This window comes from Accumulibacter sp. (assembly GCF_023806625.1).
Classification (GTDB): domain Bacteria; phylum Pseudomonadota; class Gammaproteobacteria; order Burkholderiales; family Rhodocyclaceae; genus Accumulibacter.
The window spans coordinates 16,849-43,312 of the sequence record NZ_JAMTDX010000098.1; the positions used below are offsets into that span (position 1 = coordinate 16,849).

20 protein-coding genes and 1 pseudogene are annotated in these 26,464 nt (G+C 67.3%); 7 read left to right on the forward strand and 14 right to left on the reverse strand.

Annotated elements, in window-relative coordinates; genetic code table 11:
* Positions 1-247 precede the first annotated feature (247 nt).
* On the forward strand, positions 248-904 hold the full coding sequence (locus tag NFW05_RS15770; protein WP_295309068.1) for a hypothetical protein: 657 nt from the start codon (positions 248-250) through the stop codon (positions 902-904).
* Between the two features lie 146 nt (positions 905-1,050).
* Here NFW05_RS15770 and NFW05_RS15775 read toward each other — a convergent pair whose 3' ends face one another.
* The 4 genes from NFW05_RS15775 to NFW05_RS15790 form a co-directional block, all read right to left on the reverse strand.
* Entirely contained in the window at positions 1,051-2,871 is a 1,821-nt protein-coding gene (locus NFW05_RS15775) for a hypothetical protein (protein WP_295309071.1), read from the reverse strand.
* A 227-nt stretch (positions 2,872-3,098) separates the two neighbouring features.
* Entirely contained in the window at positions 3,099-3,551 is a 453-nt protein-coding gene (locus tag NFW05_RS15780) for a GtrA family protein (RefSeq protein ID WP_295309074.1), read from the reverse strand.
* Positions 3,545-4,261, reverse strand: coding sequence for a methyltransferase domain-containing protein (locus NFW05_RS15785; protein ID WP_295309076.1), 717 nt, complete (start codon positions 4,259-4,261; stop codon positions 3,545-3,547). The genes NFW05_RS15780 and NFW05_RS15785 overlap by 7 nt, the downstream gene beginning before the upstream one ends.
* A 2-nt stretch (positions 4,262-4,263) precedes the next feature.
* Positions 4,264-5,247, reverse strand: coding sequence for a glycosyltransferase family 2 protein (locus tag NFW05_RS15790; protein WP_295309080.1), 984 nt, complete (start codon positions 5,245-5,247; stop codon positions 4,264-4,266).
* On the opposite strand from NFW05_RS15790, the gene NFW05_RS15795 reads away from it, so the two are divergent.
* On the forward strand, positions 5,228-5,536 hold the full coding sequence (locus NFW05_RS15795) for a hypothetical protein (protein ID WP_295309083.1): 309 nt from the start codon (positions 5,228-5,230) through the stop codon (positions 5,534-5,536). The genes NFW05_RS15790 and NFW05_RS15795 overlap by 20 nt on opposite strands.
* 839 nt (positions 5,537-6,375) lie before the next feature.
* On the opposite strand, the pseudogene ppk2 reads toward NFW05_RS15795, so the two are convergent.
* A pseudogene (gene ppk2, locus NFW05_RS15800) lies at positions 6,376-7,431 on the reverse strand (polyphosphate kinase 2); the annotation flags it as partial.
* 457 nt (positions 7,432-7,888) lie between these two features.
* Between ppk2 and NFW05_RS15805 the strand changes: the two are divergent.
* Complete coding sequence (locus NFW05_RS15805) at positions 7,889-9,025, forward strand: ABC transporter substrate-binding protein (RefSeq protein WP_295309089.1); 1,137 nt, start codon at positions 7,889-7,891, stop codon at positions 9,023-9,025.
* 209 nt (positions 9,026-9,234) lie between these two features.
* Positions 9,235-10,767: a DUF2235 domain-containing protein gene (locus NFW05_RS15810; RefSeq protein WP_295309092.1), complete on the forward strand. Its 1,533-nt coding sequence runs from the start codon at positions 9,235-9,237 to the stop codon at positions 10,765-10,767.
* A gap of 266 nt (positions 10,768-11,033) precedes the next feature.
* Here the strand turns inward: NFW05_RS15810 and NFW05_RS15815 are convergent, their stop codons facing one another.
* The 6 genes from NFW05_RS15815 to NFW05_RS15840 form a co-directional block, all read right to left on the reverse strand.
* Positions 11,034-11,771, reverse strand: a complete 738-nt coding sequence (locus tag NFW05_RS15815) for a Mut7-C RNAse domain-containing protein (RefSeq protein ID WP_295309095.1) — start codon at positions 11,769-11,771, stop codon at positions 11,034-11,036.
* 68 nt (positions 11,772-11,839) lie between these two features.
* Positions 11,840-12,700 (reverse strand): hypothetical protein, encoded by an 861-nt coding sequence (locus tag NFW05_RS15820; RefSeq protein WP_295309098.1) that lies wholly within the window; start codon positions 12,698-12,700, stop codon positions 11,840-11,842.
* 109 nt (positions 12,701-12,809) lie between these two features.
* A complete protein-coding gene (locus tag NFW05_RS15825; protein WP_295309101.1) occupies positions 12,810-14,558 on the reverse strand; it encodes a TrkA family potassium uptake protein in 1,749 nt (582 codons plus the stop codon).
* A 12-nt stretch (positions 14,559-14,570) separates the two neighbouring features.
* Positions 14,571-14,954 carry a DUF6394 family protein gene (locus NFW05_RS15830; RefSeq protein WP_295309104.1) on the reverse strand — a complete coding sequence of 128 codons (384 nt, stop codon included), beginning with the start codon at positions 14,952-14,954 and terminating at the stop codon, positions 14,571-14,573.
* Positions 14,955-15,083: 129 nt separating this feature from the next.
* Positions 15,084-18,173, reverse strand: coding sequence for an efflux RND transporter permease subunit (locus NFW05_RS15835; protein WP_295309106.1), 3,090 nt, complete (start codon positions 18,171-18,173; stop codon positions 15,084-15,086).
* Positions 18,170-19,342, reverse strand: coding sequence for an efflux RND transporter periplasmic adaptor subunit (locus NFW05_RS15840; RefSeq protein ID WP_295309109.1), 1,173 nt, complete (start codon positions 19,340-19,342; stop codon positions 18,170-18,172). The genes NFW05_RS15835 and NFW05_RS15840 overlap by 4 nt, the downstream gene beginning before the upstream one ends.
* A gap of 232 nt (positions 19,343-19,574) precedes the next feature.
* On the opposite strand from NFW05_RS15840, the gene NFW05_RS15845 reads away from it, so the two are divergent.
* On the forward strand, positions 19,575-19,901 hold the full coding sequence (locus NFW05_RS15845) for a hypothetical protein (RefSeq protein ID WP_295309112.1): 327 nt from the start codon (positions 19,575-19,577) through the stop codon (positions 19,899-19,901).
* 198 nt (positions 19,902-20,099) lie between these two features.
* Here NFW05_RS15845 and NFW05_RS15850 read toward each other — a convergent pair whose 3' ends face one another.
* Positions 20,100-22,457, reverse strand: a complete 2,358-nt coding sequence (locus tag NFW05_RS15850) for a glycogen-debranching protein (protein WP_295309115.1) — start codon at positions 22,455-22,457, stop codon at positions 20,100-20,102.
* A gap of 211 nt (positions 22,458-22,668) precedes the next feature.
* Between NFW05_RS15850 and NFW05_RS15855 the strand changes: the two genes are divergently transcribed.
* On the forward strand, positions 22,669-23,550 hold the full coding sequence (locus NFW05_RS15855; protein ID WP_295309118.1) for an alpha/beta hydrolase: 882 nt from the start codon (positions 22,669-22,671) through the stop codon (positions 23,548-23,550).
* The gene (locus tag NFW05_RS15860; RefSeq protein WP_295309121.1) at positions 23,547-25,028 is read left to right on the forward strand and encodes a 3'-5' exonuclease family protein; all 1,482 of its coding nucleotides are present in this window, start codon (positions 23,547-23,549) and stop codon (positions 25,026-25,028) included. The genes NFW05_RS15855 and NFW05_RS15860 overlap by 4 nt, the downstream gene beginning before the upstream one ends.
* Here NFW05_RS15860 and NFW05_RS15865 read toward each other — a convergent pair.
* Together NFW05_RS15865 and NFW05_RS15870 are read right to left on the reverse strand one after the other, a co-directional pair.
* Entirely contained in the window at positions 25,020-25,679 is a 660-nt protein-coding gene (locus tag NFW05_RS15865) for an ankyrin repeat domain-containing protein (RefSeq protein WP_295309123.1), read from the reverse strand. The genes NFW05_RS15860 and NFW05_RS15865 overlap by 9 nt on opposite strands.
* A complete protein-coding gene (locus NFW05_RS15870) occupies positions 25,676-26,458 on the reverse strand; it encodes a TatD family hydrolase (RefSeq protein WP_295309126.1) in 783 nt (260 codons plus the stop codon). The genes NFW05_RS15865 and NFW05_RS15870 overlap by 4 nt, the downstream gene beginning before the upstream one ends.
* Positions 26,459-26,464 lie beyond the last annotated feature (6 nt).

Genomic DNA, 26,464 nt, shown 5'->3' on the forward strand with positions numbered 1-26,464 from the left:
GAGGCGCGCTGACGATGGCATGCTTGAGTCTGGCGAGCGATGCTCGCGAAGAGTGCGGTGTGACGACCGGAGTTGCGTCGCCAGGGCCCCGGACTAGGCCGACGCCGCGAGCCGCGAGGCACGCCGGCTCATCGGTCGAGGAGGAGCCCGGGCAGCGGAGAGGCGACCACCCGCGGAACCCTGGCACCTCCTTCAGCGGACGTCACCAGGCAGAGGGCAGCTGATTCCATTCACAGGAGGCGAGGTCATGGGCTGGAAAACGGTTCTCTATCAGGACGCACGCTCGCAAATGAAGGCTGGCGACGTGATCGCCTTCTCGGGTAAGAGCCATTTCTCGGAACTCATCAAGTGGGCGACCCGGGCGGTCGTCTCGCACGTCGGCGTGATCCTCCAGTCGAAGCTGCTGATCGACAGCGATCCGCAGTCGGGATACTTCAACCAGATCATCGAGTCCACCTCGCTGAGCGGATTCTCCGGCGTGAGCATCAGCCGGCTCAGCGATCGCCTCGAGACCTACGACGGAGAGATTTGGTGGCTGCCCCTGCGCCAGGACATCCACGCGACGATGGACAAGAAGAAGTTCTATGACTTCCTGATCCATCAGGAGCGCAAGGAATACGACATGCCCCAGGCCATCAGATCAGCGCTCGATGCGCTCGACACGCTCCCCCTGCTGGGGCGCACGACGCACAGCGCCGAGGATTTTTCGCGGTTCTTCTGCTCGGAACTCGTCGCTGCCGGGCTCGAGGCTTCCGGCGCGATTTCGAGCATCAACGCCTCGGAAGTCACGCCGATCGACCTCTGCTCGTTCTCGCTGTTCGAAGCGGACTACTTCCAGCTCAAGGGAAACCGCAAGGAGATCCGTGGGTTCAACACCCGCGATCCCGGCGGCTGGGGAGAGTAGCCCCGGCCAGCTGTGCAGGCCGAGCATCGAGCCGCTCGGCGAGACGGTCCGCCAGACGTGGGGCGCCCAAATCGTCGTCGATGACCTGCCACGAAGCGGCGAGAACGGCTCTTCAGCCGAACGTTCGGGCGGCCGCCTTCCGGAAATCAGTTTTCGTGCTTCAGCGTGAATCGCGGCGGCGGATCGATGACCGTGACCAGCGGGCGAAAGCCCGAGCCATCGGCGGCCGGAACGACCTGCGCCGGCGGTTCGGTCGCCAGACCTGGCACCCAGTTGTAGCGGAGGGTGACCCTCTCCCCGGCAGCGTCGCTGACGACCACACGATTGAACTCTCTCGACTCAATTCGGGCCGCGCCTTCAGCCACATACGACAGGCTGCGCCTGACGCGGTAGACCTCTATTCCCTCGTATTGCGCTACCGGCTCGACGATCGGGATCCGGCTCAACAGGCGTTTGAGGGGTGCCGAGTGGGCCACGATCCAGCCGACGTTGTACCTTTCGAGACCCGCCAGGAAGCGCTCTTCGCTCAGCCCGTCGATCTTGCCGCCAAAACCGTGGCCATCCCAGAAGGATACATCGGGGAGCGAATAAGGGTACGGGCTACCAATGAACTCCCTGCCGATCTGCTTCGCCAGAATTCCGGCCACATGTGCCCCTCCATGAACCCGGGCCATCGACGTTTCGAAGAGGATCCGGCCGTCGGGCGAAGTGTTTTCAGCGAGCCAGGAAGCCAGGAAGGTGTACGAGGCAGGCTGGTTCAAGACTTCAGCCGGGAGCTTGCCATAACGAGCGTGCTTGCCAGGAGACACCTCACGCACGACCTCCCGAGCCCCGAAGGCAAGCGCGAAAACCGCGATCACCAGGGTCACCATTGCCGCGATGCGCTGCCGTGCGGAGTGCCCGCCCAGCGCGCACTGCCCGATCACGAAGGCTGCAGCCATGCCGAGCGTCAGGAAACCTGCAGCGATGAACCGGTTCGGTTGCAGAGAGGCCAATCGTTCGCTGGTCGCACCAAATGCCCCGAAGAGAAGAAGCGACCACCCGGCAATGACCAAGGGCAGCAGTCTGGCGCGCCCCGTGCGGTCGACGACGACCAGACCGATCAGGGCGACTGCACAGATCGCCGGATTGAGAAACGACCCGACCGGGCTCCCGCCGATACCGAGCAGCGGTTGGAGCAGGACATCGATGCCCACCGCTCGCTGATAGGGGTGGCCGATGAAGTGCGGCTCGGCCGTGCCCATCGACAGCAGCCACGGTAGATTCAGGGCCACGGCGATCACGACTATGGCAAGCGCCCTCCCGGTCATCGGCAACGAGAGACGCTGGCGATCGACGACCAACAGGGCCAGGAACAGGACGGCCGGCAGCAAGCCGAACAATGGATGCAACCACAGACCCAGTCCTCCTGAAACCCCCGCGGCGAGGATTCGCCAGGTGATGCCCTGCTGCGCTGCCGCACAGACCGACCACACCCAGGCACCATAGGCCAGCCCAACGTAGCAGCCCAGGACGTAGCTCACCATGCCGGCCATGAAATACCAGCGCAGTTCCCCGACCCAGAACAGCAGCACCCCTACCACGGCCGCGAGGGCGGTGTGCAGCAGCGGCCAGCGGAGCGCACGGCCCATGCCGATCAAGGCGAGCGGAGCCAACAGCGCACAGACGAAGACATAGACTTTGTACAGAACCTCGGTCGGCACGGTATCAGGCAGCAGCGCCGAAACCAGAACGGGCACGCGGCTGCTGGCATTGGAGGTGACGCCGCCGAGATTCCCGCCAACAAAGTACGGGTCGTACCCGGTCAGCAACCCCTGCTTCAGGAGCGCCCTGCCCTGCTCGATCTGGTACAGGTGATACGGATGATCGATATGGAAGAGCGGCTTTCCGCTGAACAGTTCAGAAAGCGGAAGGGTCATCTCGAGCAGGCCGAACTGCAACAACACGACCGCCAGCGCGAGAGGCATCACACTCCACTGGCGACGGGTCGCCAGTGCCCAAAGCTGCGATGTCAAGCGACCAACAAACGTCACCATGCGTTACCCTCATCCCCCCAAATAGACCGCCGACGATCCGCAGCCGACCAGGTACTCCAGGCAAGCGATCGGCATCGTTGCCAGCTGGGTCGGTCGCCCGAGACCGAATGCCGTGGTGACTCGCCGCGAGCCCTCCTGACGGCGGCGCCCGGGGCCCCTCACTCCGCCGCCCCTCCGTCTCTTCTGAATCCCCAGAAACGACTGGCCAGAAAAGTCACTGCCGGGACAGCCGCTGTCGAAACGAGAGCGGCGGCGGTCGGCGAAAGCAGGTTCCCGCTCAGGAGACAGGCCAGCAACAGGGTGTTCAGGGCAAGACCGCTGGTCGCTATCAGCAGGAATCGGCAAAGCGCTCGCCACGGGCTGCCGGGCACCTGGAAAGTCCAGAAGTAGTTGCCAACGAACGACACCCAGAAGGCGGTCAGGAAAGCCAGCAGGTTGGCAACGAGCGCAGGCAGCTCAGTCCGGGCAATGAGTTGCCAGACCATGAGCAGATGGACCGCAGTCGCCATCAGGCCGATCAGCCCGAAACGCGCCGCCGCGAGGAACTCACGGCAGGCCCCTCGGCCCGGCGCCCGTGTCGCGAGCAGGCTCGCGAAGCGCTGCCTCAGCACTTCTCGGCCAAGCAGAAAGCCGTCAGCCCGAACAGCCGATTGCATGGCATGACTGCGAGTTCGGCGCGGGAGAGAAGTGCCAGCAGCTCGTTGGACAGCGGATGGTGCTGCGACAGTTGCGAACGAGATGGCAACGACCTCCGGTGCCGCCACCTGTCGAGCAAACGCAACACGGCTCCCATCGGCAGAACTGCACCAAAGTAATAGACCCCACGGCGGACCGTCAGCCCCGCGCGGCTGACGACCTCCTCGATCTGTCTCAGCCTGTAGCGCCGCCGGTGCCCGAGAAAAACGTCGTGACCGCTCCACAGGAACTGGAACGCAGGAACCGAAACGACGAATCGCGCGCCTGGGGGCACCCTGTTCACATAGGCCCTCAACAATGCGACGTCGTCGTCTACGTGCTCCAGCACATCCATGACCAACACCAGGTCCGCGCAGATATCCTTGGCGACGCGTCTGAAGTGAATAGGCTTCTCTCCTTCGCGATCATCCTCCTCGCGGGTATAACTGGTATCGATGCACCATGCCTCTCTGGCTGAAGTGTGGCAGAGCAGATAGCGTGAAAAGAATCCGGACCCCGCACCAACGTCGATGACCGTGGATACGGGGGCTCTACCGAGCAGGCGAATGACCGCGCTGGCCTTCGAACGGTAATACCAGTGGCGCCCGATGCTCGCGCCGAGGATTTCGGTTTCCTTGAGGTCCATTCCTAGCTGCCGGCCTCGTATATCTGCCGGATCAACACCACCGGCCGCCGTTTGGCCTCGATGTAGGTCCGGCCAAGGTACTCGCCAAGAACCCCGATACCGATCAACTGCAGTCCGCCAAGGAAGGTCACTGCGACCATCAGCGAAGCGTAACCGGGAACGTCTCTTCCCTGGATCAGAACTCTCGCCAGGATGAACAGCGAAAAAGCGAAGGAAGACCCAGCAACTGCCGCGCCAACGTAGGTCCAGATGCGCAGGGGAGCGGTACTGAAGCTGGTTACGCCCTCGAGCGCGAAATTCCACAGCTTCCAGCCGTTGAACTTGGTCGTTCCCGCAGCACGAGCGGGTCGCACGTAGTCGACGTACGCCGTCCGGAATCCGACCCAGGCGAAAAGGCCCTTCATGAACCGGCGCGACTCGGGCAGTTCGTCGAGCGCGGCGATCACGCGGCGATCCATCAGCCTGAAGTCCCCGGCGTTTCGTGGCATTTCGTGATCCGAGATCCGGTTATGCACCCAGTAGAAACAGTTGGCCGAAATGCGCTTGGCCCATGAATCGGCGTCCCGGTTGATCCGTCGACCGACCACCACCTCGTAGCCCTCTCGCCACTTGCCAATCATTTCCAGGACGATCTCTGGGGGATCCTGAAGGTCGACATCGATCGGCACGACCACCCGGCCTCGGGCAGCCTTCAGGCCGGCGGTGAGCGCGGCCTCCTTCCCGAAATTACGCGTCAAATCGACGATCCTGAGTCGTGGCTCGGACTTCTGCAAGCTCAGGAGCGCCTCGAGCGTCCTGTCCGTGCTCCCGTCATTGACGAACACGAACTCCAGCGCGATCTCCGGCTCGCCCTGGAAAACAGCCCGGACACGATCGACGAAAAACCCCACGGTATCCGCCTCGTTGTAAACGGGAACGACGAGCGACAGGCTGTCCGGCGGAGGGCCAGGGTCGGTACGACAGGGTATGGCCTCATTCGAGTTCATCGACATCCTCTTGAGTGGACTGTTCGCGCTTGCGCCGGATTCCTCAACACGTACCCGTTTCTCGTCGCCGGGCACGGCACGCGCATGCGCCGAGGCCGAATCCGATCTTCACTGCCTTGATCCGCTGCAGCCAGGCGCCGCAGACCGTCCATCAGTCGTCCATCTCGTGCGTGACACGAGCCGCTGGATGGAATCGGGAAAGGGTGACGCCATTGATGCGCAGTGGCCAAGACGGCAGGCTCGACAGAGCGCACGACCAGACATCGCCGGTCATGTCGGCAAAAAGTGAACCCGTGTGCGACGCTGCAGATTGGCTGAGCAGCGGGTCCATTGATAGACACTGAGACACTGAGCCGGTCGATCGAGTCATCCACCATCAGGTACAGGAACCAGGATCCGCGTCGATGATCAGTCATGTAACGGTCCCCGCGCTGAATCCTTGAGGCGGTTCGAGCCAGGGTGTCGCTTGGCCGGAAACCCGCTGGGCACCAACGAGGCAGAACCCAGAAACACGAACCCGCATCGCCCGAAAGGGGTGACCGCATTCATCGCCACACTCTCGGACCTCCCTTTCGAATCGACCCGTGGACCACCCGACAATATCTGTCTGGAGGCTCGGCGTCGAACGCTCGGGCACAAAAATGGACTCGGCATTCGGCGCGACGGCGGGGAAAAGCGCCACACGCACCTACGAGTGACGGCCCCCCACCCCCATTTCAGGATCATCGGCGGCCCCGATCGCCGCGAGACCGATTGCCGGAGAACCGAGCTGCAGCGAGCCCTCGCCGGCGCAAGGTCGCCCTGGACATCCCGGCTGGCCATCGGCCAGTGCAGCGTCGTGCCGGCCGGAAGAAGATCACAGGCAGCTCAAGAGCCTGGGAACGGCGCAGCACAACCCACCGGGACAAGGGGAGCGTGCGCCCCGCTTGTGACGATCGCTCAGCGACTGGCGAGCAGGAGTGGTAGGCCGCCCGGGGTCAACCCGGAAACCAGCCCACGGCCCGGCAGAACTGCACAACCGAGCTCGTGGGGACCGCGCGCCCAGCAGCCCCCCGATACCCGGGACTCGTTTCGTCGAATCAGAGAATCGGCGCCGTGCTCTCCGGGCGAGATCGTCGACCCGCTGGGTTCATAGACCACATGCGGCCGGCCGACGAGCAGCGGATCGATCGGACCGACCGCCTCGAGGTCCTTGCCGGCGTAGTTGAGCTTGTGCAGCACGTAACGCATCGCGTTGAGACGGGCCCGCTTCTTGCAATCGGACTTGACCACCGTCCACGGCGTCTCGGCCGTGTCGGTGTGGAAGAACATCGCCTCCTTCGCCTTCGTGTAGTCTTCCCATTTGTCGAGCGAGGCCAGGTCGATCGGCGACAGCTTCCACTGCTTGAGCGGATGCACCTCGCGTTCCTTGAAGCGACGCCGCTGCTCCTTGCGGCTCACCGAGAACCAGAACTTGATCAGGTGGATGCCGCTGCGCACCAGGGTTCTTTCGACTTCCGGCGTCTGGCGCATGAACTCGCTGTACTCCTCCTCGGAACAGAAGCCCATGACCCGCTCGACGCCCGCTCGGTTGTACCACGAGCGGTCCATGAAGACGATCTCGCCAGCGGTCGGCAGGTGCCGTACGTAGCGCTGGAAATACCACTGCCCACGCTCCTCCTGGGTCGGCTTTTCGAGCGCGACGACGCGCCCTCCGCGCGGATTCAGGTGCTCGGTGAATCGCTTGATCGCCCCGCCCTTGCCCGCCGCGTCGCGGCCTTCGAAGATGACCACCACCCGCTGGCCGGTGTCCTTGACCCAATTCTGCATCTTGAGCAGCTCGACCTGCAGGCGATACTTCTGCTTCTCGTACGCCTTACGCGACATCAGGTTCCGGTAAGGGTAGGCATTGTTGTCGCGCCAGCCGCTGGCCAGTTCGTCGTCGGGACTCGTCGCCGGCTTGGCCGCCTCAGGGGGCTCCTTGCCCATCATCGCCTTGCGCAGGGCCACCGCGTCGTCGGGTGACGACCCGGTCATGATCGCTTCGAGGGTCTTGGCCAGCGACGCCGTGTCGCCGACTTTGGCGTGTGCGATGATGTCCTGCAACGCAACGACCTTGCTCTCGACCGCCGAGCTGGCCGCTTCAGAGATGTCGAAGGCTTCCATGCCCTGCGGAGTCCGCGAAGGAGCGACGTCGCCGGCCATTGCCCTGCGCGGCTGTGCCGAACGCGTCTCCCCGGAAGCCCGGGGCGCCCGTCGCGTTGGTTTGGCGATCGCAGGTTCAGCAGTCTCCGTTTGCGTTTCGCCTGCAGGAATCTTGCTGTCAGTACCGGTGCCGGCCGGCGTTCTCTTCTCCATCTATCTCTCTCCAGTGGGGTATCTCTGAGCCTGTAAAAACGTCGGATCAACGATCGACGATACTGCGGATGATAGCGCCGACATGTCCGGTAGTTCAATTGCTTGAGGGCTCCCGGAACGATCTTTTGCAGGAATTTTTTCATTTCCCTGCGAGCGACCGAGAAAAGCGCTCTCCGGCCAGCAGTGCGGACGCCCGGCGCTGCCCGGGAGTCACGGCGTCACGGCGCACAGCCTGGGGGGCCCTGGCTGCTCTATACTTGACTGCCTGTCGCCACCGGCCGAACACCCGTCAAAGGAGGGGGCCATGCTCGACCCGCTGGTCCTGCCGTTCTTCCGCAATCGCTCCTGGCGATCCGGCCGGCTTGCGCTCATCGTCCTCGCCACGTTGGCCGCGTGTTCGCCACCCGAACCGGTGCGCATCGGCTTCATCGGCGGACTCTCCGGTCGCGTCGCCGATCTCGGGATCAGCGGGCGCAATGGAACCATCCTCGCCGCAGAGTTGCGCAACCAGAACGGCGGCATCAGGGGCCGGCCAATCGAAGTGATCGTCGAAGACGACCAGCAGGATCCGGAACTCGCCAGAGAGGCCGTCGCTCGCCTGCTCGCCCGGCGGGTCGACGTGATCATCGGTCCGATGACCAGCGCGATGGCGGTCGCGGTCGTCGACCAGGCGAATGCCGGAAGGATCCCGATGATTTCGCCGACGGTGACGACGAACGCCCTGACCGGCCTCGACGACCACTTCTTCCGCGTCGTTGCGCCGACCGCGACGCACGTCTTCAGATCGGCCGACTACCAGTTCAACAGGCAGCACGTGCGCCGCGCGGTTCTCGTCTGTGACCGCCGCAACCAGGCCTACACCGAGAGTTGGGCGGGCGACTTCCGCAAAGCCTTCACAGCGCTCGGCGGGAAAGTCGTCGCCGAAATGGGCTTCGAGTCGAGCGACGCCCTGGCGGCCCTGGCCAGGCAGATTCTCGCCGAGAAGCCCGACGGTGTGGTGATCGTCGCCAACTCGGTGGACACCGCGCTGCTCGTCCAGCGCATCCGCCTGATCGATCCGGACGTGCCCGTCGCCACCGCCGAATGGGCCGCCACCGAGAGGCTCATCGAGCTCGGCGGCAAGGCCGTCGAAGGGCTCGTCGTTGCCCAGTACCTCGACCGGCAGAGCACGGCGCCGGCTTACCTCGCCTTCCACCGCGCTTACCGGGAGCGTTTTGCGCAAGAACCGGGCTTCGCCGGACTGACCGCGTTCGACGCGACCAACGTCGCCATCGAGGCCCTGGCGAGCAGGACCGACGAACAGACGCTGAAGCAGGCGCTGCTCGCCCACGGCGACTTCGCCGGGGCCCAGTCGCCGATTCGCTTCGACGCCAGCGGCGATACGCTGCGCGACACCTTCCTTGCGGTGGTCCGCGATGGTCGCTTCGAACCGATCCGCTAGCCACCCGGCCTGGCCCAGATCCAGACCGGCCGGCAAGCGACGCGTGGCCGCCGCTCTTCGGTGCAAGCCCCGAGCAGGTCACCGGCGGACCGATCAGCGCAGCACTCGGTCCCTCGCCCCTGCGAGTCCGGCCCCCCCGACGTCGCCAATCGGGCGCGTCCTCGGCACGCTGAGGCCGGCGGCGTGCCTTCCCTCAACGGAGAAATCGCATGTCACGGAATCTGGTCGTCTGCTGTGACGGAACCTGGTGTACGCCCGAGCAGGAGATGGGTGCCCTTCCCTGCCCGACGAATGTCGTCAGGCTCCACAACCTCTGCGTCGTCGACGACGCGCAACTCACCTACTATCACCCCGGGGTCGGAGCCGAAGGCAACCTCGTCGAGCGCGTCCTCGGCGGCGGGATAGGCCTCGGACTGAGCCGCAACATCCTCAGCGCGTACCGCTGGCTCTGCGACCACTATCGCTGCGGCGACCGGATCTTTCTCTTCGGCTTCAGTCGGGGGGCTTACACGGTGCGCAGCCTCGGCGGCTTCGTCACCGCGTGTGGCCTGCTCGACCTCGGCGGTCTGACCGAAAAGCAGGCGTGGAAGGCGGTCGAGGAGGCCTACGATCGCGGCTACCGCAAGCGCGAGGCGATCGCCGACTGGGCTGACGACTACCGCTTCCTGCCCGGAGACACGCCCGACCAGCGCGTGCCGATCCACTTCATCGGCGTTTGGGACACCGTCGGAGCACTTGGGGTGCCCGACGACCTCGTGCTCCTCGACCAGTTGCTCGACGATCCGCGGAATTATCGCTTTCACGACACCGAGTTGAACCCGCTGATCAGTCACGGCCGACACGCGCTGGCCATCGACGAGAAGCGGGCCAGCTTCGCCCCGACGCTGTGGACCGGCGATTCGCGTCCGCCTGGCACGAGCGTCGTCCAGCTCTGGTTCGCCGGAACCCACGAAGACGTCGGCGGTGGCCATGTGGAATGTGCTCTCTCCGACTGCGCGCTCAAGTGGATGCTCGACGAGGCCGTCGCGCTCGGTCTGCGGATCGATCCGCTGCTCGCCGACCAGCTCGCCCCAGACCCGCGCGGCGTGCTCCACGATTCGGCGACCGGAATCTGGAAGCACTTGCGCACGCTGCCGCGCGCGGTGCCGGCGATCACCACCAGCAACGTCGGCCTGCGGATCGCGCCGCAGGTCCGGGAAAGGCACGACCTCCCGCCGCTCGCCCAGGCACCATACTGGCCGACGCGCATTCTCGGCCCGGGTCAGTCGGCGAGCGTCGCGGTCTTCGCGCGCGAGCGCTGGAACGCGACCGGGCTGTACCTCGAAGCCGGAGTCACCTACGAGCTCTCGGCGTCCGGCGAATGGCTCGACAGCCGGATCGCCTGCGGGCCGGAAGGCCATCGTGACGGCAAGTTCAGCATCGGCGAAGTCGCCTACCTGTTCGGCGACGCGATCGGCGAAGCCGAGGCGCTGTACAAGCGGCTGACCGGCAAGCAGCGTTCCGACTGGTGGGGATCGCGCCGGCGCGAGGACGCTCCGTGGTTCGCGCTGATCGGGATGATCGCCAACCAGCCGAACATGGACGCCAGCGGAACGGCGATCGAAGGAGAAAGCTTCCTCGTCGGTCAGGGCTGCGAGCTCACGCCAACCGGGTCGGGCTACCTCTACGCCTACGCCAACGACGCGTGGAAGTTCTACGCCAACAACCGCGGCCAGGTGAAGCTGACCGTCCGTCGGCGCTGATTCCGGGTCAGGACCGCCGGCAAGCGCAAGCACCCGCCGACGGCCAGGGGCCATGGCAGACCCACGCCGAGCCCGGCAGAGCGAAGACGCCCAATGGCGACCTGCCCTGAACGCGATTCGCACCGCGGCTGCGCGTACCGCCGACGGCCTCGATCAGCCGGAACGAGACGATCGAGGAAGCCCAAGGTCTCCGGGCTGCGCTGGGGGTCGGAGAACGACTTGCGCCGAGGCTGAAGCCGCGACGCGGTAGCCGATCGGCGACCGGCTCAGCACGGCGGGCTTCGGCCGCCTTCGAGGCTCACCGCCAGCGCCTCGACGCGCGAGCGCATGCGTAGCCAGTGCGAGCCACGCCAGTAGATCCTCGCACAGCACGGGCAGCGCCAGAACTCCGCGAAGGCGGCCCGGGTGCGCCGAGGCAGCGAGTCGGCGACGAGTTCGCTGGCGATCGGCTCGGGCAGAACGTTGCATTCGAGGCAGAGACTCGGCCGGCCAGCGCGCAGATCGATCGCGTAGCGACTGGCGACCTCGGCCAGCTGCGGCAGCGGCCGCGTCGTGCGCAGATAGCACCCCGCGCCCAGCGCCCGGTGCATCAGCAAAGCCCGATCGCGGGTCAGTGCAACGCGCCGCTGATCGCCGGCGATGGTCACGAGTTCGGCGTCGTCCCAGGCGTTCGACCACAGCGTGTCGATCCCGGCGAAGCGCAGGTAGCGCGCCAGCCGCCCGAGATGGGCGTCGGCGATGAACCGCAGCGCCTCGCCGGGAAACGGCGCCGGCCGTGGACAGACGGCGAGCACGTCGACGCGCTGGTCGGGACCCGGCCGGCAGGACAGCGTCGCCGGCTCGCCGTCGACCCACAGCTCTCCGACCTCGGTGTGCGGCACGCCGAGAGACTCGAGCGCGTGCTTCGCGCTCTCGTGCGCGGCGAGCAAGCGGCGGAGCGCCCGCCCGCGTCGCGACAAGGGCAGGAAATCCGCCAGTTCGCCATGAATGAAGAATTCCGCCACCCGCCGAACCCGAAGCGATCACCGATCGCCCATTCTCCCACTCCTCGCCATCCGCCGGCCTTCGCCGCTCAGCAGCTCTGACCTTCGGCGCGAGAGAAACCGAAGCCGCCGCCGATCCCCCCGGGCTCGATGCACACGGTGATGCCCAGCGAGCGAGCGGCCCGGTCGAGGTCGGCGGGGAAGCGTCCGAACGGCGCAGTCCGTTCGACGACGCTGCGAATCAGCGCGATCGCTGCCGACTGATCGGCCTCGTTGAGGATGGTGAAGGACTTGAGGCTACCGTCGGGATTGATCCGGAAGTGAACCGCCGCCTTGCGCAGGCCACGCGTCCGTGGATCACCGCGCACGGTGGCCGCGCTGCGGTTCAGTTTCCTGACCAGACCGTCGAGGTAGAGCTCGAGGCTGAACGGGTCGGGCGGCGGAGCATCGGGTCGGCGCTCGAGCAGCGCCGTTCCCGCATCGTCCCTTTTCGCCTGCTGCCGGCCGTATTCGCGCGCCATGGCCAGCGAGCGCTGGGCCAGCGACGGCTGCGCAGGCGCCGTTCGAGGAGCGGCGAGCTCGTTCAGGAAACGGCTCATCTCGTCGTTCTCGGCGGCGGGACTCTGCCGGCTGTCGATCTGCGCAGGTTGCCGCGGCTTCGCGCTGGCCAGCAGCCGTGGCCTGGGCTCCGGCTTCCTCGGCATGACCGGCTTCGCTCGCGCAGCCGGCGGCGGTGCTGCCGGCCGAGGCACGACGGGAGTCACCGCCGTCCCCGCCAGGCTCGCGTCGATGTGCTGGGGCGCCGGGCTGAGCGGCGGCGTCCGCGACTCGAAGATCACCAGGATCAGCGCATGCAGCGCGAGCGAACCCGCCAGAGCAACGACCAGCCCCCGGTTCGCCCTTCGCTGCGCGAGCCCGCAGTCTGCCGCGCTACTGGCTAGCGGCCCCACGGCAGTCAGAATCCTTGCGCTCCCTTCGCCCGAGCGCCGCTTCGCGCGGGCTCGCCACACCCGTTCCTGCCTTCGCGCTCATCGGGCCCGCGAAGGCGAACGCCGGCGCTCACTCGGCCTCCGGCGCTGCACCGTCAGCGGCCCGAGCCAGCGCACGCCGGCGTCGTGGCCCGCGGCTGAGCAGACTCCACAGCCATCCCTGAGCATCGCGGCCGGTGAGCACGTAATCGAGCGCGTTGCGATTGTCGAGTGCCAGATTCTGCGCGAGTTTCGCCGCGCGCGTCCCGGCGAAGAGCAGCTCGTCGCCCGCACACAGGCTCATCGCCGCCTCCGGCAGTTCGTGGTCGCGGCCGTCACGAACGAGCAGCAGCGGCACTACAGGCAGGCGCTCCGCACGGTTCGCCGGGTCGAGCGTGAGCACCTCGAGCGTCATCCTCCCGTCTTCGATCATCAGGAAGCGGTGCACGGCCGGCGCGTCGGCGGCGTTCAGGCGCACACCCCAGACCAGCGGCACGCGCTGGCCGGCCAGCCCCTCGATTCTTTCGGCGACCGCCGCCGCGCGGCTGTCGGGCCAGGCGCGGACGAGACGCAGGAAGCGGCTGAGCAGCGGCGAGGTGATCAGCGCCAGACACTCGCGGGCGACGATTCGCGACGAGACCATCGTGAAGTCGGCGTTGAAGGCCTCGAAGAGAATCTCGTTGGCCACGCGGTTCTGCCGGACGACGACGAACAGGTCGGGATTGAGCTCCTTGGCGGTCATCGCGATCGACAGATTGTTGGTGTCGTTGTCGCTGGCCGCGACGATGCCCACGGCGGTCTCGATCCCCGCCTGGCGCAGCGGCTCGGCTTCGGTTCCCAGGCCGACGACGTGGTGCACCGCCGTCGGCAGCTGGCTCTCGGGAGCGATCACCGTCAGTCGCACACCCTGCCGCTCGAGGTTCCGAACGACGGCCTGTCCGAAGCGCCCGTAACCACAGACGACCCAGTCACCGGCCGGCGGATCGTGACGCGCGGGAACGGCCTGTCCCGGCAGACCGGTCAACAGATCGACCAGGCGATACCAGTTCGGCGAATGGATCGCCTGGGCGAGATGATCGGCAAACCTCTCGAAGTGGTTGACCACGTAGTGCGTGCCGAAGGACATCATGTTGCGCTCGACGGCCGGACTCGCGACGCGTGCGACGATCGTCAGGCTCGGGTTGATCACCCGGCTGGCGATGGCCACGGCCAGATTCGCCGAATCGTCGTCGGTCATCGCCAGCACCCCGCGACAGCTCCGGTGGCGCAGACCGGCCATCAGCAGCTGCTGCGGTTGCGCCGCGTCGGCACACAGGGTGAGCAGGTCGGCGGCGAAATCCTCGAGGTCGAGATCCTGGATCCGCGCCTCGCTGCGCTCGATGGCCACCACGCGGATGCCCTCGCGGTCGAGTGCGCGGGCGATCAGCAGGCCGGTCTCGCCACAACCGCAGATGATGTAGAACGGCTCGCCGAGATGCCGGACCCGGCGCACGAAGCGCCCGGTCAGCAGCACCTGCTGGAAGCCCTTGTCCTGGACGAGCGCGAGCAGGCTGATGATCGAATACGACCAGCCGATCACCGAGAGGAAGATGACCAGCGTCACCCACATCCTCTGCGCCTCGGAGAAGGCCCCGGGCAGCTCGCCGAAACCGATCGTGCTCGCCGTGTAGCTGACGAAGTAGAAGGAGTGGAAGAAGCTCATCGGCGGCGCCGGCTGGCCCTGCGCGTCGATCCCCGGAATCAGCGTCAGCCCGAGAGTCGACACCGCGTAGATGGCGATCAGCACGATCAGCGGCGCGCGCATCCGCCGCAGGGCGAGGAAGAAGACGCTGGCGTTCACTGCGCGCAGTCGTCAGCGGCGGAGCATCACCGTTTCGGCGATCAGCAGGACGACCGAGACGACGTTCGCGAACAGCGCTCCGCCGCTCAGCGAGACGACGCTGGTCGTAACGTCCGGCGACATCCCCTCGCCGGTGACGTGGACCGCGATCCCCCAGACACAGGCAGCGGCGACGAGTTGCAGGTCGGCGACCAGACTGGTCGACAGATGGACCGCGCCGATCTGCGTCCGGTCGCCGAACTTCAGCACCGTGGCGATCAGGTTGACGACGATCGCCGAGAACAGTTCGTAGATATGGTGGTGGCGCGGCTGGTCGATGTCGCCGATGAAGAAGCCGAAGTTCAGTGTCGCGGCGAGGACGATGAAGAACCCAAAGACGACCTTCTCGAGATTCATGCTCCCGTTCTCCCTCCCCGAAACTCCGCCGATCCACGCAACCCGACGGCCGACAAGCATACTCGCCCGAACCACGGAAGGGAACGGGCGCGACGCGCTGACCGTGCGGCACGCGGCTCCCCGAAGCCATCAACCAGCCAGGCGTTCGCCTTGTCCGACGGTCGTCTCGTCGCTGCTTTGGCTTCCGCGACGCCGGGCGAGCAGCGTGTATACGGTCGGCACGACGAAGAGCGTGAAGAAGGTGCCGACGAGCAGGCCGCCGACGATCACCCAGCCGATCTGCTGGCGGCTCTCGGCGCCGGCGCCGCGCGCCAGCGCCAGCGGGATCGCCCCGAGGACCATCGCTCCAGTGGTCATCAGGATCGGCCGCAGGCGCAGTTCGGCGGCCTCGATCACCGCCTGGCGGACCTCCCGTCCGCGTTCGGCAAGCTGGTTGGCGAACTCGACGATCAGGATGCCGTGCTTGGTGATCAGCCCGACCAGAGTGACCAGACCGATCTGGCTGTAGACGTTCAGCGTCCCGCCGCTGAGCAGCAGCGCGAGCAGCGCACCGGTCATCGACAGCGGCACGGTGAGCATGATGATCAGCGGATCGCGGAAGCTCTCGAACTGCGCGGCGAGCACGAGATAGATGAAGGCCAGCGCGAGAACGAAGGTCAGTGCCAGTGACGACGACGAGAGCCTGAACTCGCGCGACTGGCCGGCGTAATCGACGGCGTAGCCCGGCGGCAGGACGCGCCCGGCGACGTCTTCGAGAAAGCGCAGCGCCTCGCCCATCGTGTAACCCGGAGCGAGGTTGGCGGTCAGGGTCACCGCCCGCCGCTGGCCGAAATGGTTGAGTTCGCGCGGGCTGACCGTCTCGTCGACGCTGAGCAGGTTGGCCAGCGGAATCATGCTGCCGTCCCTGGCCCGGACGAAGATGTCGCGGATGTCCGAAGGCGTCGTGCGGTCGGCGTTGGCCACCTGGACGATCACGTCGTACTGCTCGCCTTCGCGCTTGAAGCGCGTCACCTGGCGCCCGCCGAGCATCGTCTCGAGCGTCCGGCCGACGGTCTCGATCTGCACGCCGGTATCCAGCGCCTTGTCGCGATTGACGGTCACCGACAGTTCGGGCTTGTTCAGCTTGAGATCGGTGTCGACGTTGGTAAACCCCGGATTCTTGGCCACTTCGTCGAGGACCTTGCGGGTCACCTGGTCGAGTTCCTCGTACGAGGCCGAGGTGACGATGACGAAGTTGACCGGGCGCTCGCGCGGGCTCTGACCAAGCGACGGCGGCAGCACCGGGAAGGCGAGAACCCCGGGGATACCGGCAAACTTCGGGAACAGTTCGCGGACGACGGCCGTCGAGTTGCGCCGGCGCTCGTTCCAGTCGGTCAGCCCGACGAACGAAATCCCCTGGCTGACCGTCGGGTTGCCGGCGACGACGAAGTAGCGCTCGACGTCGCTGGTCCCGGCGTAGATCGCTTCGATCTGCCGTGCGTAGCGGTCGGTGTACTCGAGCGTCGCCCCTTCGGGGCCGAGAAAGACGCCGATGATCACCCCGCGGTCCTCGATCGGCGCGAGTTCGGACTTCAGCGTGCCGAGCAGCCAGACATTGGACCCGGCGACCAGCGCGAAGACGAGCATCACCAGCCAGCGGCGCGCGAGCGCCACGGCGAGCGCCCTGCGGTAGCCGCGGGTCAGACCGTCGAGCGCCTGCTCGACCCACAGATACGCCCGGCCATGACGCGTCTCGTGGCGAAGCAGCAGCGAGCACATCATCGGCGACAGGGTCAGCGCGACGAAGCCCGAAACGAGCACCGCACCGGCCAGGGTCAGCGCGAACTCGACGAACAGCTTGCCGGTCCGTCCGGTCATGAAGGCCACCGGCGCGTACACCGCGGCGAGCGTGATGGTCATCGCAACGACCGCGAAGCCGATCTCGCGCGCACCCTGCAACGCCGCCTGGCGCCGCGGCATCCCGGCCTCGATGTGCCGGTAGATGTTCTCGAGCACGACGATCGCGTCGTCGACGACCAGTCCGATGGCCAGCACGAGAGCGAGCAGGGTCAGCGTGTTGATCGTGAAGCCGAGGACGAACATCAGCGCGAAGGCGCCGACCAGCGAAACCGGGATGGTCACCAGCGGGATCAGCGTCGCCCGGAAATTGCGCAGGAAGACGAAGATGATCAGCAGGACGAGCAGGATCGCCTCGCCAATGGTCCTGAAAACGGCGTCGATCGAACGGTCGATGAACACCGACGAGTCGTAGGCGATGTTTGCGGTCATCCCCGCCGGCAGCTCGTTGATCAGCTTCGGCAGTTCGGCGCGCAGCGCCCGCGACAGGTCGAGCGGATTGGCCGTCGCCTGCTTGATCACCCCCAGAGCGACCGCCGGCCGCCCCTTGAAGCGCACGCTGCTGCGCTCGGAAGCCGCGCCGATCTCGACCCGGCCGAGGTCGGCGATGCGCACCGGGTAGCTGCCCTTGCCATCGCTGGCCTGCTTGACGATGATCTCGGAGAACTGTCCGGGTTCGCCGAGGTCGGTGCGCGCGACGACCGAGAACTCGCGGCTCTCGCTCTCGATCCGTCCCGCCGGCACCTCGACGTTCTGGCGGCGCAGCGCGTCCTCGACGTCCTGCGCGGTCAGGCCGAAGGCCGCGAGCCGGTCACGATCGAGCCAGACGCGCATGGCGAACTTGCGCTCACCGAAGACGCGCACGTCGGCGGCCCCGGGCAGCGTCTGCAGCCGAGGCTTGACGATCCGGTTGGCGACGTCGGTGACTTCGAGCGGCGAATGCTGGTCGGACGAAAAGGCGATCCAGATGATCGGATTGGCGTCCGCTTCGACCTTGGCGATCACCGGTTCGTCGATCGCCGTCGGCAGCTTGTTGCGCACCCGCGAGACGCGGTCGCGGACGTCGGCCGCCGCCGAGTCGGGGTTGCGCTCGAGTTTGAAACGCACCGAGATCTGGCTGTTCTCCTGACGCGAGATCGAGGTGATCACATCGACGCCTTCGATTCCGGCCAGCGAGTCCTCGAGCGGCTTGCTGATCTGCGACTCGACGATCTCCGCCGACGCCCCGCGATAGGTCGTTTCGACGGTGACCACCGGCTCGTCGATCTTCGGGTACTCGCGGACCGGCAGGCGCGTGTAGGAGACCAGCCCGACGAGCATGATGGCCAGCGAGAGGACCGTCGCGAAGACCGGCCGGCGGATGCACAGGTCGGAAATTCTCATCGGCCCTGCCCTGCCGGCGCGCCGGCCGGACCCGCAGCGGATGGTCCGGCTGTGGACCCGGCGAGCGGGCGGACCGGCGCACCCTCGCGCAGCTTGAGTTGCCCGGCGGTGACGATCTCGTCGCCGGTGCTCAGCCCCTCGGTCACCTCGACGGCACCGCCACGCCGCAGACCCGTGCGGACCGTCGTGCGCCGGGCGAAGCCGTCGACCACCCGATAGACATACGGCGCCGCGCTGTCCGGAACGACCGCCTCCTCGGGGATCAGCAGCGCCTTCTCGCGCTGCCCGAAGAGCAGGCGGACGCGGACGAACATCCCCGGACGCAAGAGCTCCTGGTCGTTGGGCAGCACGGCACGCAGCGAGATCGCCCGTCCGCCGGCCTCGACGAGCGGGTTGATCGCCTCGAGCACCGCCGTGAACACCTGCCCGGGCAGCGCATCGCTGGACACCTCGAGGCGTTGCCCGGGCCTGAGTTGCGGGAGGTACGACTCGGGCAGCCGGAAGTCGATCTTCAGTGTGCCGATGTCCTCGATATTGACCAGCTCCTGGCCTTCCTTGACGTAGTCGCCGACGCTGACCTGGCGCAGGCCGACGATTCCGGCGAACGGCGCGCGCAGCCGCGTCTTGTCGAACTTCGCCTGGGCCAGCGACAACGCCGCATCCTGGACCTTCAGCGCGGCCTGCGCATTGTCGAGTGCCTGGCGGCTGATGAACTTACGGGCGAAGAGGTCCTCGCTGCGCTGATGGTTGGCCTGCGCCAGGCCGAGGTTGGCCTTCGCCTGATCGAGTTCGGCGGCCTGCGTCGCCGAGTCGAGCGCGACGAGCAGCGCGCCCTTGCCGACCGCGACGCCGTCGCGAAAGTGGATCGAGGCGATTCGCCCGGCGATTTCCGGGCGCAGGACCACCGACTCGTTCGAGCGCAGCGACCCGACCGCGCTCGCTTCGACCGCCAGTTCGGCAGCCTCGACGCGCGCCGTCTCGACGCGGACCGGCGGCTGCCCCCCGGGCACCGCCGCCCCACCGGGTCGGGGCTCCGCCACTCCGCCGGCGGCCGGCGGAGGCGACGAGCCCACCGGCTGGCGAAAACCGACGTAGGAAACGTAGCCCAGGCCGGCGATCCCGACCAGAGCGGCGGCGACGACCACCAGGCGCTTTCTTCTTCTCGACATCGGCGTGGACACCCCGCAGTTGGGGCACTCGGACAGCAGGAAGCCGGGTCGGTACCGCCGGCAAGCGGCAAGTCTAGCGCACGCGCGGCCGATCGGGAACCCCGGGGACCGCGCGAGCTACCCGAGGCCGGGCAGCCAATGGTAAAGTGCGCCCTGCACCGGACGCACCGACGATTCTGCGACCGCCGGCCAATCGCTCGCCCGATGCGGTCATCTGAACGGAAGCGCAGACATGAGGATTCCCTCCGAAACCCTGCCCCCGGCAGGCAAGCTCGGCCGCGAACTCGACGCCGAGCGCAGAGCCGAGCCGGTCAACGACTCGACGAGGCTGGCCAACGACCTGTCGAGCGCACACGGCGAAGCCGCGCCAGCCCGCCCGGCGCAGGCGGCACCCGCGGCGACCGGTGCCGGCGCGGCTGCCGAGGAAAGCCCCCCAGCGTTCGTCGAACGCCGGCAGACCGAGCGCCGCGTCGAGAACCGCCCGGTCCTGCTCGACACGCGCTCGGGCAACCGGCGCCGCAAGGGACCCGGCGCGGGGAGCATCAACATCAAGGTCTGAGCCAGCGGCGCACGGCCCCAGCCCCGGTCGAGATCGTTGCGGCCCAGAACGGACCGGCACGACGAAGATCCGCGCCGTCGTCCACGAATTCCTGGTCAGCTGCGCAGTGGCCTGACCAGCAGGAGTCGAGACGGCCATGGGTCTTCGCGAGCCAGGCCACCGTGCGTCGGCGCTGGCGGTCTCCAGGCGGCGCGGCGCCTAGCGCTTCCTTTCCTCGAGCACGACGATCGACCACGGATGGACGAGGTAGCCGTCGTGGATCACCGTCGCCTCGGCCGGCGACCAGCAGTTGCACGCCGCCTCGGCCCAGGCGTCGGTATCGACCAGGCGCACCCAGAGCTGCGACGCGCTGTCGCGCGGGACGGCGAAATTCACCGCTTCCCGCCACATGTTGATCAGCACCAGGAAGTCGTGGTCGCGGACCGACGAGCCGTCGATGCGCAGCCAGACGCAACGGTCGGCGCCGTCGAGATACGAGAAACCGTCGGACTTGCGGAACAGGTAGGTGACGTCGCGCCCGTCATTCATCGTCAGGTCACCCCAGCAGCGTTGCTTGAGCGCCGGATGACCCTGGCGCAGCCGGGCCATGTAGCGGGCGAAGTGGAACAGCGGGTTGACCGCCGGCGGGGTCGCCGCGCTGGCGAAGTTGTCGTGGTACGCGCCGCCGCCCTCGGTGGCCAGCGCGTGCGGGCTGTGGCTGGCGATCATCTGGTAGTTGCTCCAGTTGGCGACGCTGTCGAGGTTGTACGAGTTGTTGTTGCCGTTCTGCGTGCGCCCGAATTCGTCGCCGGCGACGATCATCGGGACGCCGCGCGAGAGGAACTGGACCGTCCAGAAGTTGCGGTGCCGCTGCCGGCGCAGCGCCGCGTTGCCGCCCGAGTCCCACGCCTGGTTGTCGTCGTTGCCGCCGTCGGAAGGACCGAACGGCCAGTTCTGCAGGTTGTTCTTCTGGTTGTAGCTGACCAGGTCGGCGAGCGTGAAGCCGTCGTGGGCGACGATGAAGTTGATCGAGCGCTGTGGTCCGCCCTGGTCCTGGAAGTTCGCGTAATCGCCGTTGAGCATTTCGACGAAGGACTGCGTGTTGCCGTCGCCCTTGAGAAAGCGGCGGACCGCATCGCGATAGCGGCCGTTCCACTCGCCCCAGCCGTTGGGGAAGTTGCCGACTTCGTAGCCCCAGAGGTCCCAGGCCTCGGCGATCACCTCGACGCGCGAGCGCTCGGCGAGTTCGCGAATCCGCGCGAGCAGCGGATGCTGCGGGAAGAAGCGCTTCTGGTAGTCCCAGTTCTGGCGCTCGAAGGCGTTCGGCGTACGCCCGAGCACCGGCGCGAGGTCGAAACGGAAGCCGTCGATGCCCATTTCGCTGATCCAGTAGCTCAGCGAATCGACGACCAGCCGCTGCGCCGCTTCGGCCGAGAAGTTCAGCTGGTTGCCGCAACCCGTCGCGCCGTCGACGAGATAGTTGCCCGGAGTGAGCACATAGTATTCGCTGGTGTCGAAGCCGCCCATGCTGACGAAGCCGGTCGTATCGACGTCGCCCCAGTTGCCGCCCTCGCCGGTGTGGTTATAGACGACGTCGAGGTACACCTCGATCCCCTGCTCGTGGAACGCGCGAACCATCTCCTTGAACTCGCGCGTCGGCCCGCCGGGCGACGGGTCGGCGGCGTAGCGCCGGTCGGGAGCGAAGAAGCCGAAGCTCATGTAGCCCCAGTAGTTGCCTCCGGCGCTCTGCTCGGGATTGGTGTCGTTTTCGGTCTCATGTACCGGCAGCAGCTCGATCGTCGTAAAACCGAGCGCCTTGAGATACGGCGCCATCAGTCCGGCCCCGCGGTAGGTCCCGCGCAGGTCTTCGGGAACGTCGGGGACGTTCTCGAAACCGGGAATCCCGGCGAGGATGCCGGTCAGGCGCGACGCCGAGGGGTGCCGGGTGAAGCCGCGCGGATGGGCTTCGTAGATCGCCGCCTTCTCGGCGGGCAGGAACGGGCGCCGGCCGGTCGGCGTCCGGTCGAGGACGACGATGCCCTTCGGCGCCCAGCGCCCGGTGTCGACGGTGCGCCGCGGTACGCCGCGATAATCGCCGCCGCCGGTGCCGTACATCCCGCCGTCCTCGCCGGCGGCGAGCAGCGCGGCCGACACGCGATCGTGCGAGATCTCGCGCGCGTAGGGATCGAAGAGCACCTTGTTCGGGTTGAAGCGGTTGCCCGCCGCGTCGACGTCGGAGACGAAACCGGCGGCGCTGTTGCCGCGCCGCCAGTCGCTGCTGTACTCCCAGTTCGGGCCCCAGCAGCGAAACGCGTAGAACGCGCCCGAGCGCAGGTTGGCGAGCCGCGCGCGCCAGAAGTCGTCGGCCGGATTGCGCGCCAGCCAGACCTCATGAACGGCGTCGCCGCCGGTCGCCGTCTCATACACCTCGAGCAGGACGCGCGTCGCGTGCTTCGAGTAAACGGCAAAGGTCACCTCCTGGCCGGCGGCCTGCGCGCCTGGCGGGTAATCGGCGGTGGCCCACTGGTCGGGGTCGACGGCTTTGACCGCGCCGATCGGCGACGTTGTCCTGGCCATGAGCGAAATCCTTTCTCGACGAGGTTGAGGCACTGCCGGCGACGCCGGGCCGAAGCGGCAGCGACGGCCCCCGGGTTCTCCGGCGCAGCGGTCAGACACCGTGGTGAACGCCGTCGTGCCCAATCATCGTACAGGACGAGCCGATTCGGTGGTAGATTGTGAGCCTGCCGGCCAGGCTCGCCGCGCTCCTTCTCCCTCGCCATTACTCGCCATGCCCCAGGTTTGTGCCAACGGTCTCCAGCTCGAATACGAGTCGTTCGGTGCCGGGTCGGACCCGGCGATCCTGCTGATCATGGGCCTCGGCGCGCAGCTCGGGCGCTGGAACGTCGAACTCTGCGAAGCGCTCGTCGCCCGCGGCTTCCGCGTGATCCGCTTCGACAACCGCGACTGCGGGTTGTCGAGCAAGCTCGACGAGTCCGCAGTCCCGGACATCGGCCGGACGCTGCGCAGCGGAGCACCGCTCGACGCGCCATACACGCTCGAAGACATGGCCGCCGACTGCATCGGCCTGCTCGACGCGCTGGGCATCGAACGGGCGCACATCGTCGGCGCGTCGATGGGCGGGGCGATCGCCCAGATCGTCGCCGCGCGCTACCCGCAGCGAACGCTTTCGCTGACCAGCATCATGTCCACGAGCAGCCATCCCGATCTGCCGCCACCGACCAGCGAAGCGGCCCGCGCGCTGTTCGCCCCCCTGCCGCCGACGCGCGATCGCGAAGCGCTGATCGAGGACGCGATCAGCCGGCAACTGGCGGTGGCCAGCCCCGAATACCCGAGTTGCCCACAGCGCCTGCGCGAACGGTTCACCGAAGAGCACGAGCGCGGCTTCCATCCGCGCGGTGTCGCCCGGCAACTCGCCGCGTTCCTCGCCTGCGGCGACCGGCGCGCGCTGCTGGCGACGATCACGGCGCCGACACTCGTCCTGCACGGTGCCGACGATCCGCTGATCCCGGTCGCCTGCGGTCGCGACGTCGCGGCGCACATTCCGGGTGCCGAACTGCGGGTCATCGAAGGGATGGCCCACGATCTCCCGCTGGCGCTGACCGACGTCTTCGCCGACGCGATCGTGGCGCTGGCCAGCCGCGCGGGGTGAGCGGCGAGACCCGCCGGGCGCTCGATCCCGGCCGCTCGCCGGTGGCGACCGGGATCGACCCGCTGCTGGTCCCCGAGCCGCTGGTCTTCGTCGACCTCGAGACCAGCGGCGCCAACCTGGCCAACGACCGGATCATCGAGATCGGTCTCGTCGAAGTCGACGCCTCGGGGATCGGCGAATGGAGCGTGCTGGTCAATCCCGAAACGCCGGTCTCGGCTTTCATCACCCGGCTGACCGGAATCGACGACGCGATGCTCAGCGACGCACCGACCTTCCGCGAACTCGCCCCGGCGCTGATCGAGCGGCTCGACGGCAGACTGCTGCTCGCCCACAACGCGCGCTTCGACTATGGCTTCCTGAAGAGCGAGTTCCGGCGACTCGGCGTCGACTTCCGCTCGCCGATCGCGTGCACGGTCAGGCTGTCGCGCCGACTGTTTCCAGAGCATCACCGCCACAACCTCGACAGCCTGGTCGAGCGCCACGCTCTGAGCGTCGCCGGCGGTCGCCACCGCGCGCTCGCCGACGCCCGCCTGCTCTGGGAACTCTGGCAGTGCTGGCACCGCGAGCTGCCCACCGCGGCGATCCACGAGGCCGTCGCGACGCTGGTCGGCCGACCGGACCTGCCCCCGCAGATCGACCGTCGGCTGATCGACGACCTTCCCGAGGCGCCTGGGGCGTACGCGTTGTACGCCGGGGACGGCCGCCTGCTGCTCAGCCAGCGCAGCACCAACCTCCGCCAGCAGGTCCTCGGGCATTTCCGCGAGAGCCAGCGCGACAGCCCGCTCTACCGCAGCACCCGGCACATCGAATGGCGCGAGGCCGCCGGTGAACTCGGCGCCAGACTGCACGAGATCGCGCTCGCCCGACAGGCCTCCGGCGAAGGTGCGGCTGCGCCGCCGGCGAAGAGCGCCGCCGAAGTCTGCTCGTGGCAACTGCCGGCGAGCCCTGGCAGCGATTTCGTTCCCCGGCTGGTGTTCGCCGACGACCTCGACTTTGCCGTCGCCGAAGACCTGTTCGGCCTCTACCGGAGCCCGGGCGAGGCCAGGCGCAGCCTGCGCACGCTCGCCGAGGCCCGCAATCTGTGCCTGCGCCAGCTGGGTCTCGAGGGCCCGTCACGCAGCGGCGCGTGCAGCGCGTACCGGCACAAGGCGTGCCGCGGCAGCTGCGTCGGCCGCGAGGCGCCAGCCCTGCACGGCGCGCGCCTGCTCCAGGCGCTGGCCAGATTGCGCCTCAGGCCCTGGCCATATCCGGGTCCGGCGCTGATCGTCGAACGCGACGCCTTCGGCATGCGCGAGGACTTCCATCTGATCGACCGCTGGCGTCTGCTGGCGACGCTGCACAGCGAGGACGAACTACCCGGCCGTCTCACCGAGGGACCCGCCAGAGAGCGCTTCGACCCCGACCTCTACCGCCTGTTCAGCCGCTTCCTCGACTCCGGCAAGGTCGCCGTCCGCCCGCTGCCGCCGTATTCACTTTGAACGCCCGACTGCGGCGGGATTGCCGGCACGCCCACCGGCGCGGCGCAGCAGGTCGGCGATGTCGGTATTCTCGGTCTTCAGCGCCCAGTCGACCGCCGTCGCCCCGCGATCGTTGGCCAGGTTCGGGTCGGCATGGTGTTTCAGCAGGACTTCGACGACCTCGAGATGGCCGAAGCGCGACGCGAAGAGCAGAGCCGTCGACCCGTTGGTCGTCGTCGCGTTGACTTCGGCTCCCTTGCCAAGCAGGTACTCGGCGACCTCGGCATGGCCCTTGAACGCCGCGTAGATCAGCGGCGGCCAGCCGTAGAGGTTCACGTCGGCACCAGCCTCGACCAGTCGCCTGACGAAGGGCAGCTTGCCGTGGAACGCAGCCAGGCTCAGCGCCGTCTCGCCGTTGCGGTTGCGCGTATTGACCCTGGCGCGGCGCTTCAGCAGGTACTCGAAGAAATCCATGTTGTCGCGGAGCATCGCCTGGACGAGCAGCGTGTTGCCCACCGCGTCGACCGAGTTGACGTCCATTCCGCGCTGGATCAGCTGGATCGCCCACGGCGTATCGCCGGAGATCAGCGCCTCCTCCATGTCTTCGTAAGCCCCGGCGATGGCCAGGGTCGGCAGCAGCAGGCAGCAGAGCAGGACGAGGATTTTCTTCATTGCGGGACTTTCATGCGGGCTTCGGGAAAAAGACGGAAGAAGTTGTTCGTCGTCGCTTCGACGAGTTCATCGGTGCTCTGACCACGCAGGCGGGCGACCGCCTCGGCGACGTAACGGACGTACGACGGCTGGTTGGTCTTGCCGCGGTAGGGCACCGGCGCGAGGTATGGCGAATCCGTCTCGACCAGCAGACGGTCGAGTGGAACTCGCCGGGCGACCTCGTGCACGATTCGCGCGTTCGGGAAGGTGACGATTCCGGACAGCGAAATGTAGAAACCCAGGTCGAGCGCCTGCTCGGCAACCGGCCAACTCTCGGTGAAGCAGTGCATCACTCCGCCCGCCTCGCCGGCGGCCTCCTCGTGCAGCAGGCGGAGCGTGTCGGCAGCCGCGTCGCGGGTATGCACGACCAGCGGCCGACCGACCTCGCGCGCGGCGCGGATGTGCGTACGGAAGCGATCGCGCTGCCACTCCGGAGCGTCCTTGTGCCAGTAGTAGTCGAGACCGGTCTCGCCGATCGCCACGACCCGCGGGTGTCGGGCAAGCTCGACGAGATCGGCCAGCGCCGGTTCACGAACGCCGGTCACCTCGGGGTGTACGCCGACCGAAGCGACGATCTCCGGGAATTGCTCGGCGAGCGAGAGCACACGCGGCAGATCCTCGAGCGTCACGGCGGCGCACAGCGCGCAGCCGACGCCGTGGTCGCGCATCGCCCGGCGAAGTTCGTCGATTCGTCCCGAGAGCGCCGGAAAATCGAGGTGGCAGTGCGAATCGACGAGCATCGGCCG

What these genes read in the sequence shown, in the direction of transcription:
- NFW05_RS15770 (WP_295309068.1), top strand. Translation starts at nt 248, where the DNA reads ATGGGCTGGAAAACGGTTCTCTATCAGGACGCACGCTCGCAAATGAAG.
- NFW05_RS15775 (WP_295309071.1), bottom strand. Translation starts at nt 2,871, where the DNA reads ATGCCTCTCGCGCTGGCGGTCGTGTTGTTGCAGTTCGGCCTGCTCGAG.
- NFW05_RS15785 (WP_295309076.1), bottom strand. Translation starts at nt 4,261, where the DNA reads ATGGACCTCAAGGAAACCGAAATCCTCGGCGCGAGCATCGGGCGCCAC.
- NFW05_RS15795 (WP_295309083.1), top strand. Translation starts at nt 5,228, where the DNA reads ATGGCCTCATTCGAGTTCATCGACATCCTCTTGAGTGGACTGTTCGCG.
- NFW05_RS15790 (WP_295309080.1), bottom strand. Translation starts at nt 5,247, where the DNA reads ATGAACTCGAATGAGGCCATACCCTGTCGTACCGACCCTGGCCCTCCG.
- NFW05_RS15805 (WP_295309089.1), top strand. Translation starts at nt 7,889, where the DNA reads ATGCTCGACCCGCTGGTCCTGCCGTTCTTCCGCAATCGCTCCTGGCGA.
- NFW05_RS15810 (WP_295309092.1), top strand. Translation starts at nt 9,235, where the DNA reads ATGTCACGGAATCTGGTCGTCTGCTGTGACGGAACCTGGTGTACGCCC.
- NFW05_RS15830 (WP_295309104.1), bottom strand. Translation starts at nt 14,954, where the DNA reads ATGAATCTCGAGAAGGTCGTCTTTGGGTTCTTCATCGTCCTCGCCGCG.
- NFW05_RS15835 (WP_295309106.1), bottom strand. Translation starts at nt 18,173, where the DNA reads ATGAGAATTTCCGACCTGTGCATCCGCCGGCCGGTCTTCGCGACGGTC.
- NFW05_RS15840 (WP_295309109.1), bottom strand. Translation starts at nt 19,342, where the DNA reads ATGTCGAGAAGAAGAAAGCGCCTGGTGGTCGTCGCCGCCGCTCTGGTC.
- NFW05_RS15845 (WP_295309112.1), top strand. Translation starts at nt 19,575, where the DNA reads ATGAGGATTCCCTCCGAAACCCTGCCCCCGGCAGGCAAGCTCGGCCGC.
- NFW05_RS15850 (WP_295309115.1), bottom strand. Translation starts at nt 22,457, where the DNA reads ATGGCCAGGACAACGTCGCCGATCGGCGCGGTCAAAGCCGTCGACCCC.
- NFW05_RS15855 (WP_295309118.1), top strand. Translation starts at nt 22,669, where the DNA reads ATGCCCCAGGTTTGTGCCAACGGTCTCCAGCTCGAATACGAGTCGTTC.
- NFW05_RS15865 (WP_295309123.1), bottom strand. Translation starts at nt 25,679, where the DNA reads ATGAAGAAAATCCTCGTCCTGCTCTGCTGCCTGCTGCTGCCGACCCTG.
- NFW05_RS15870 (WP_295309126.1), bottom strand. Translation starts at nt 26,458, where the DNA reads ATGCTCGTCGATTCGCACTGCCACCTCGATTTTCCGGCGCTCTCGGGA.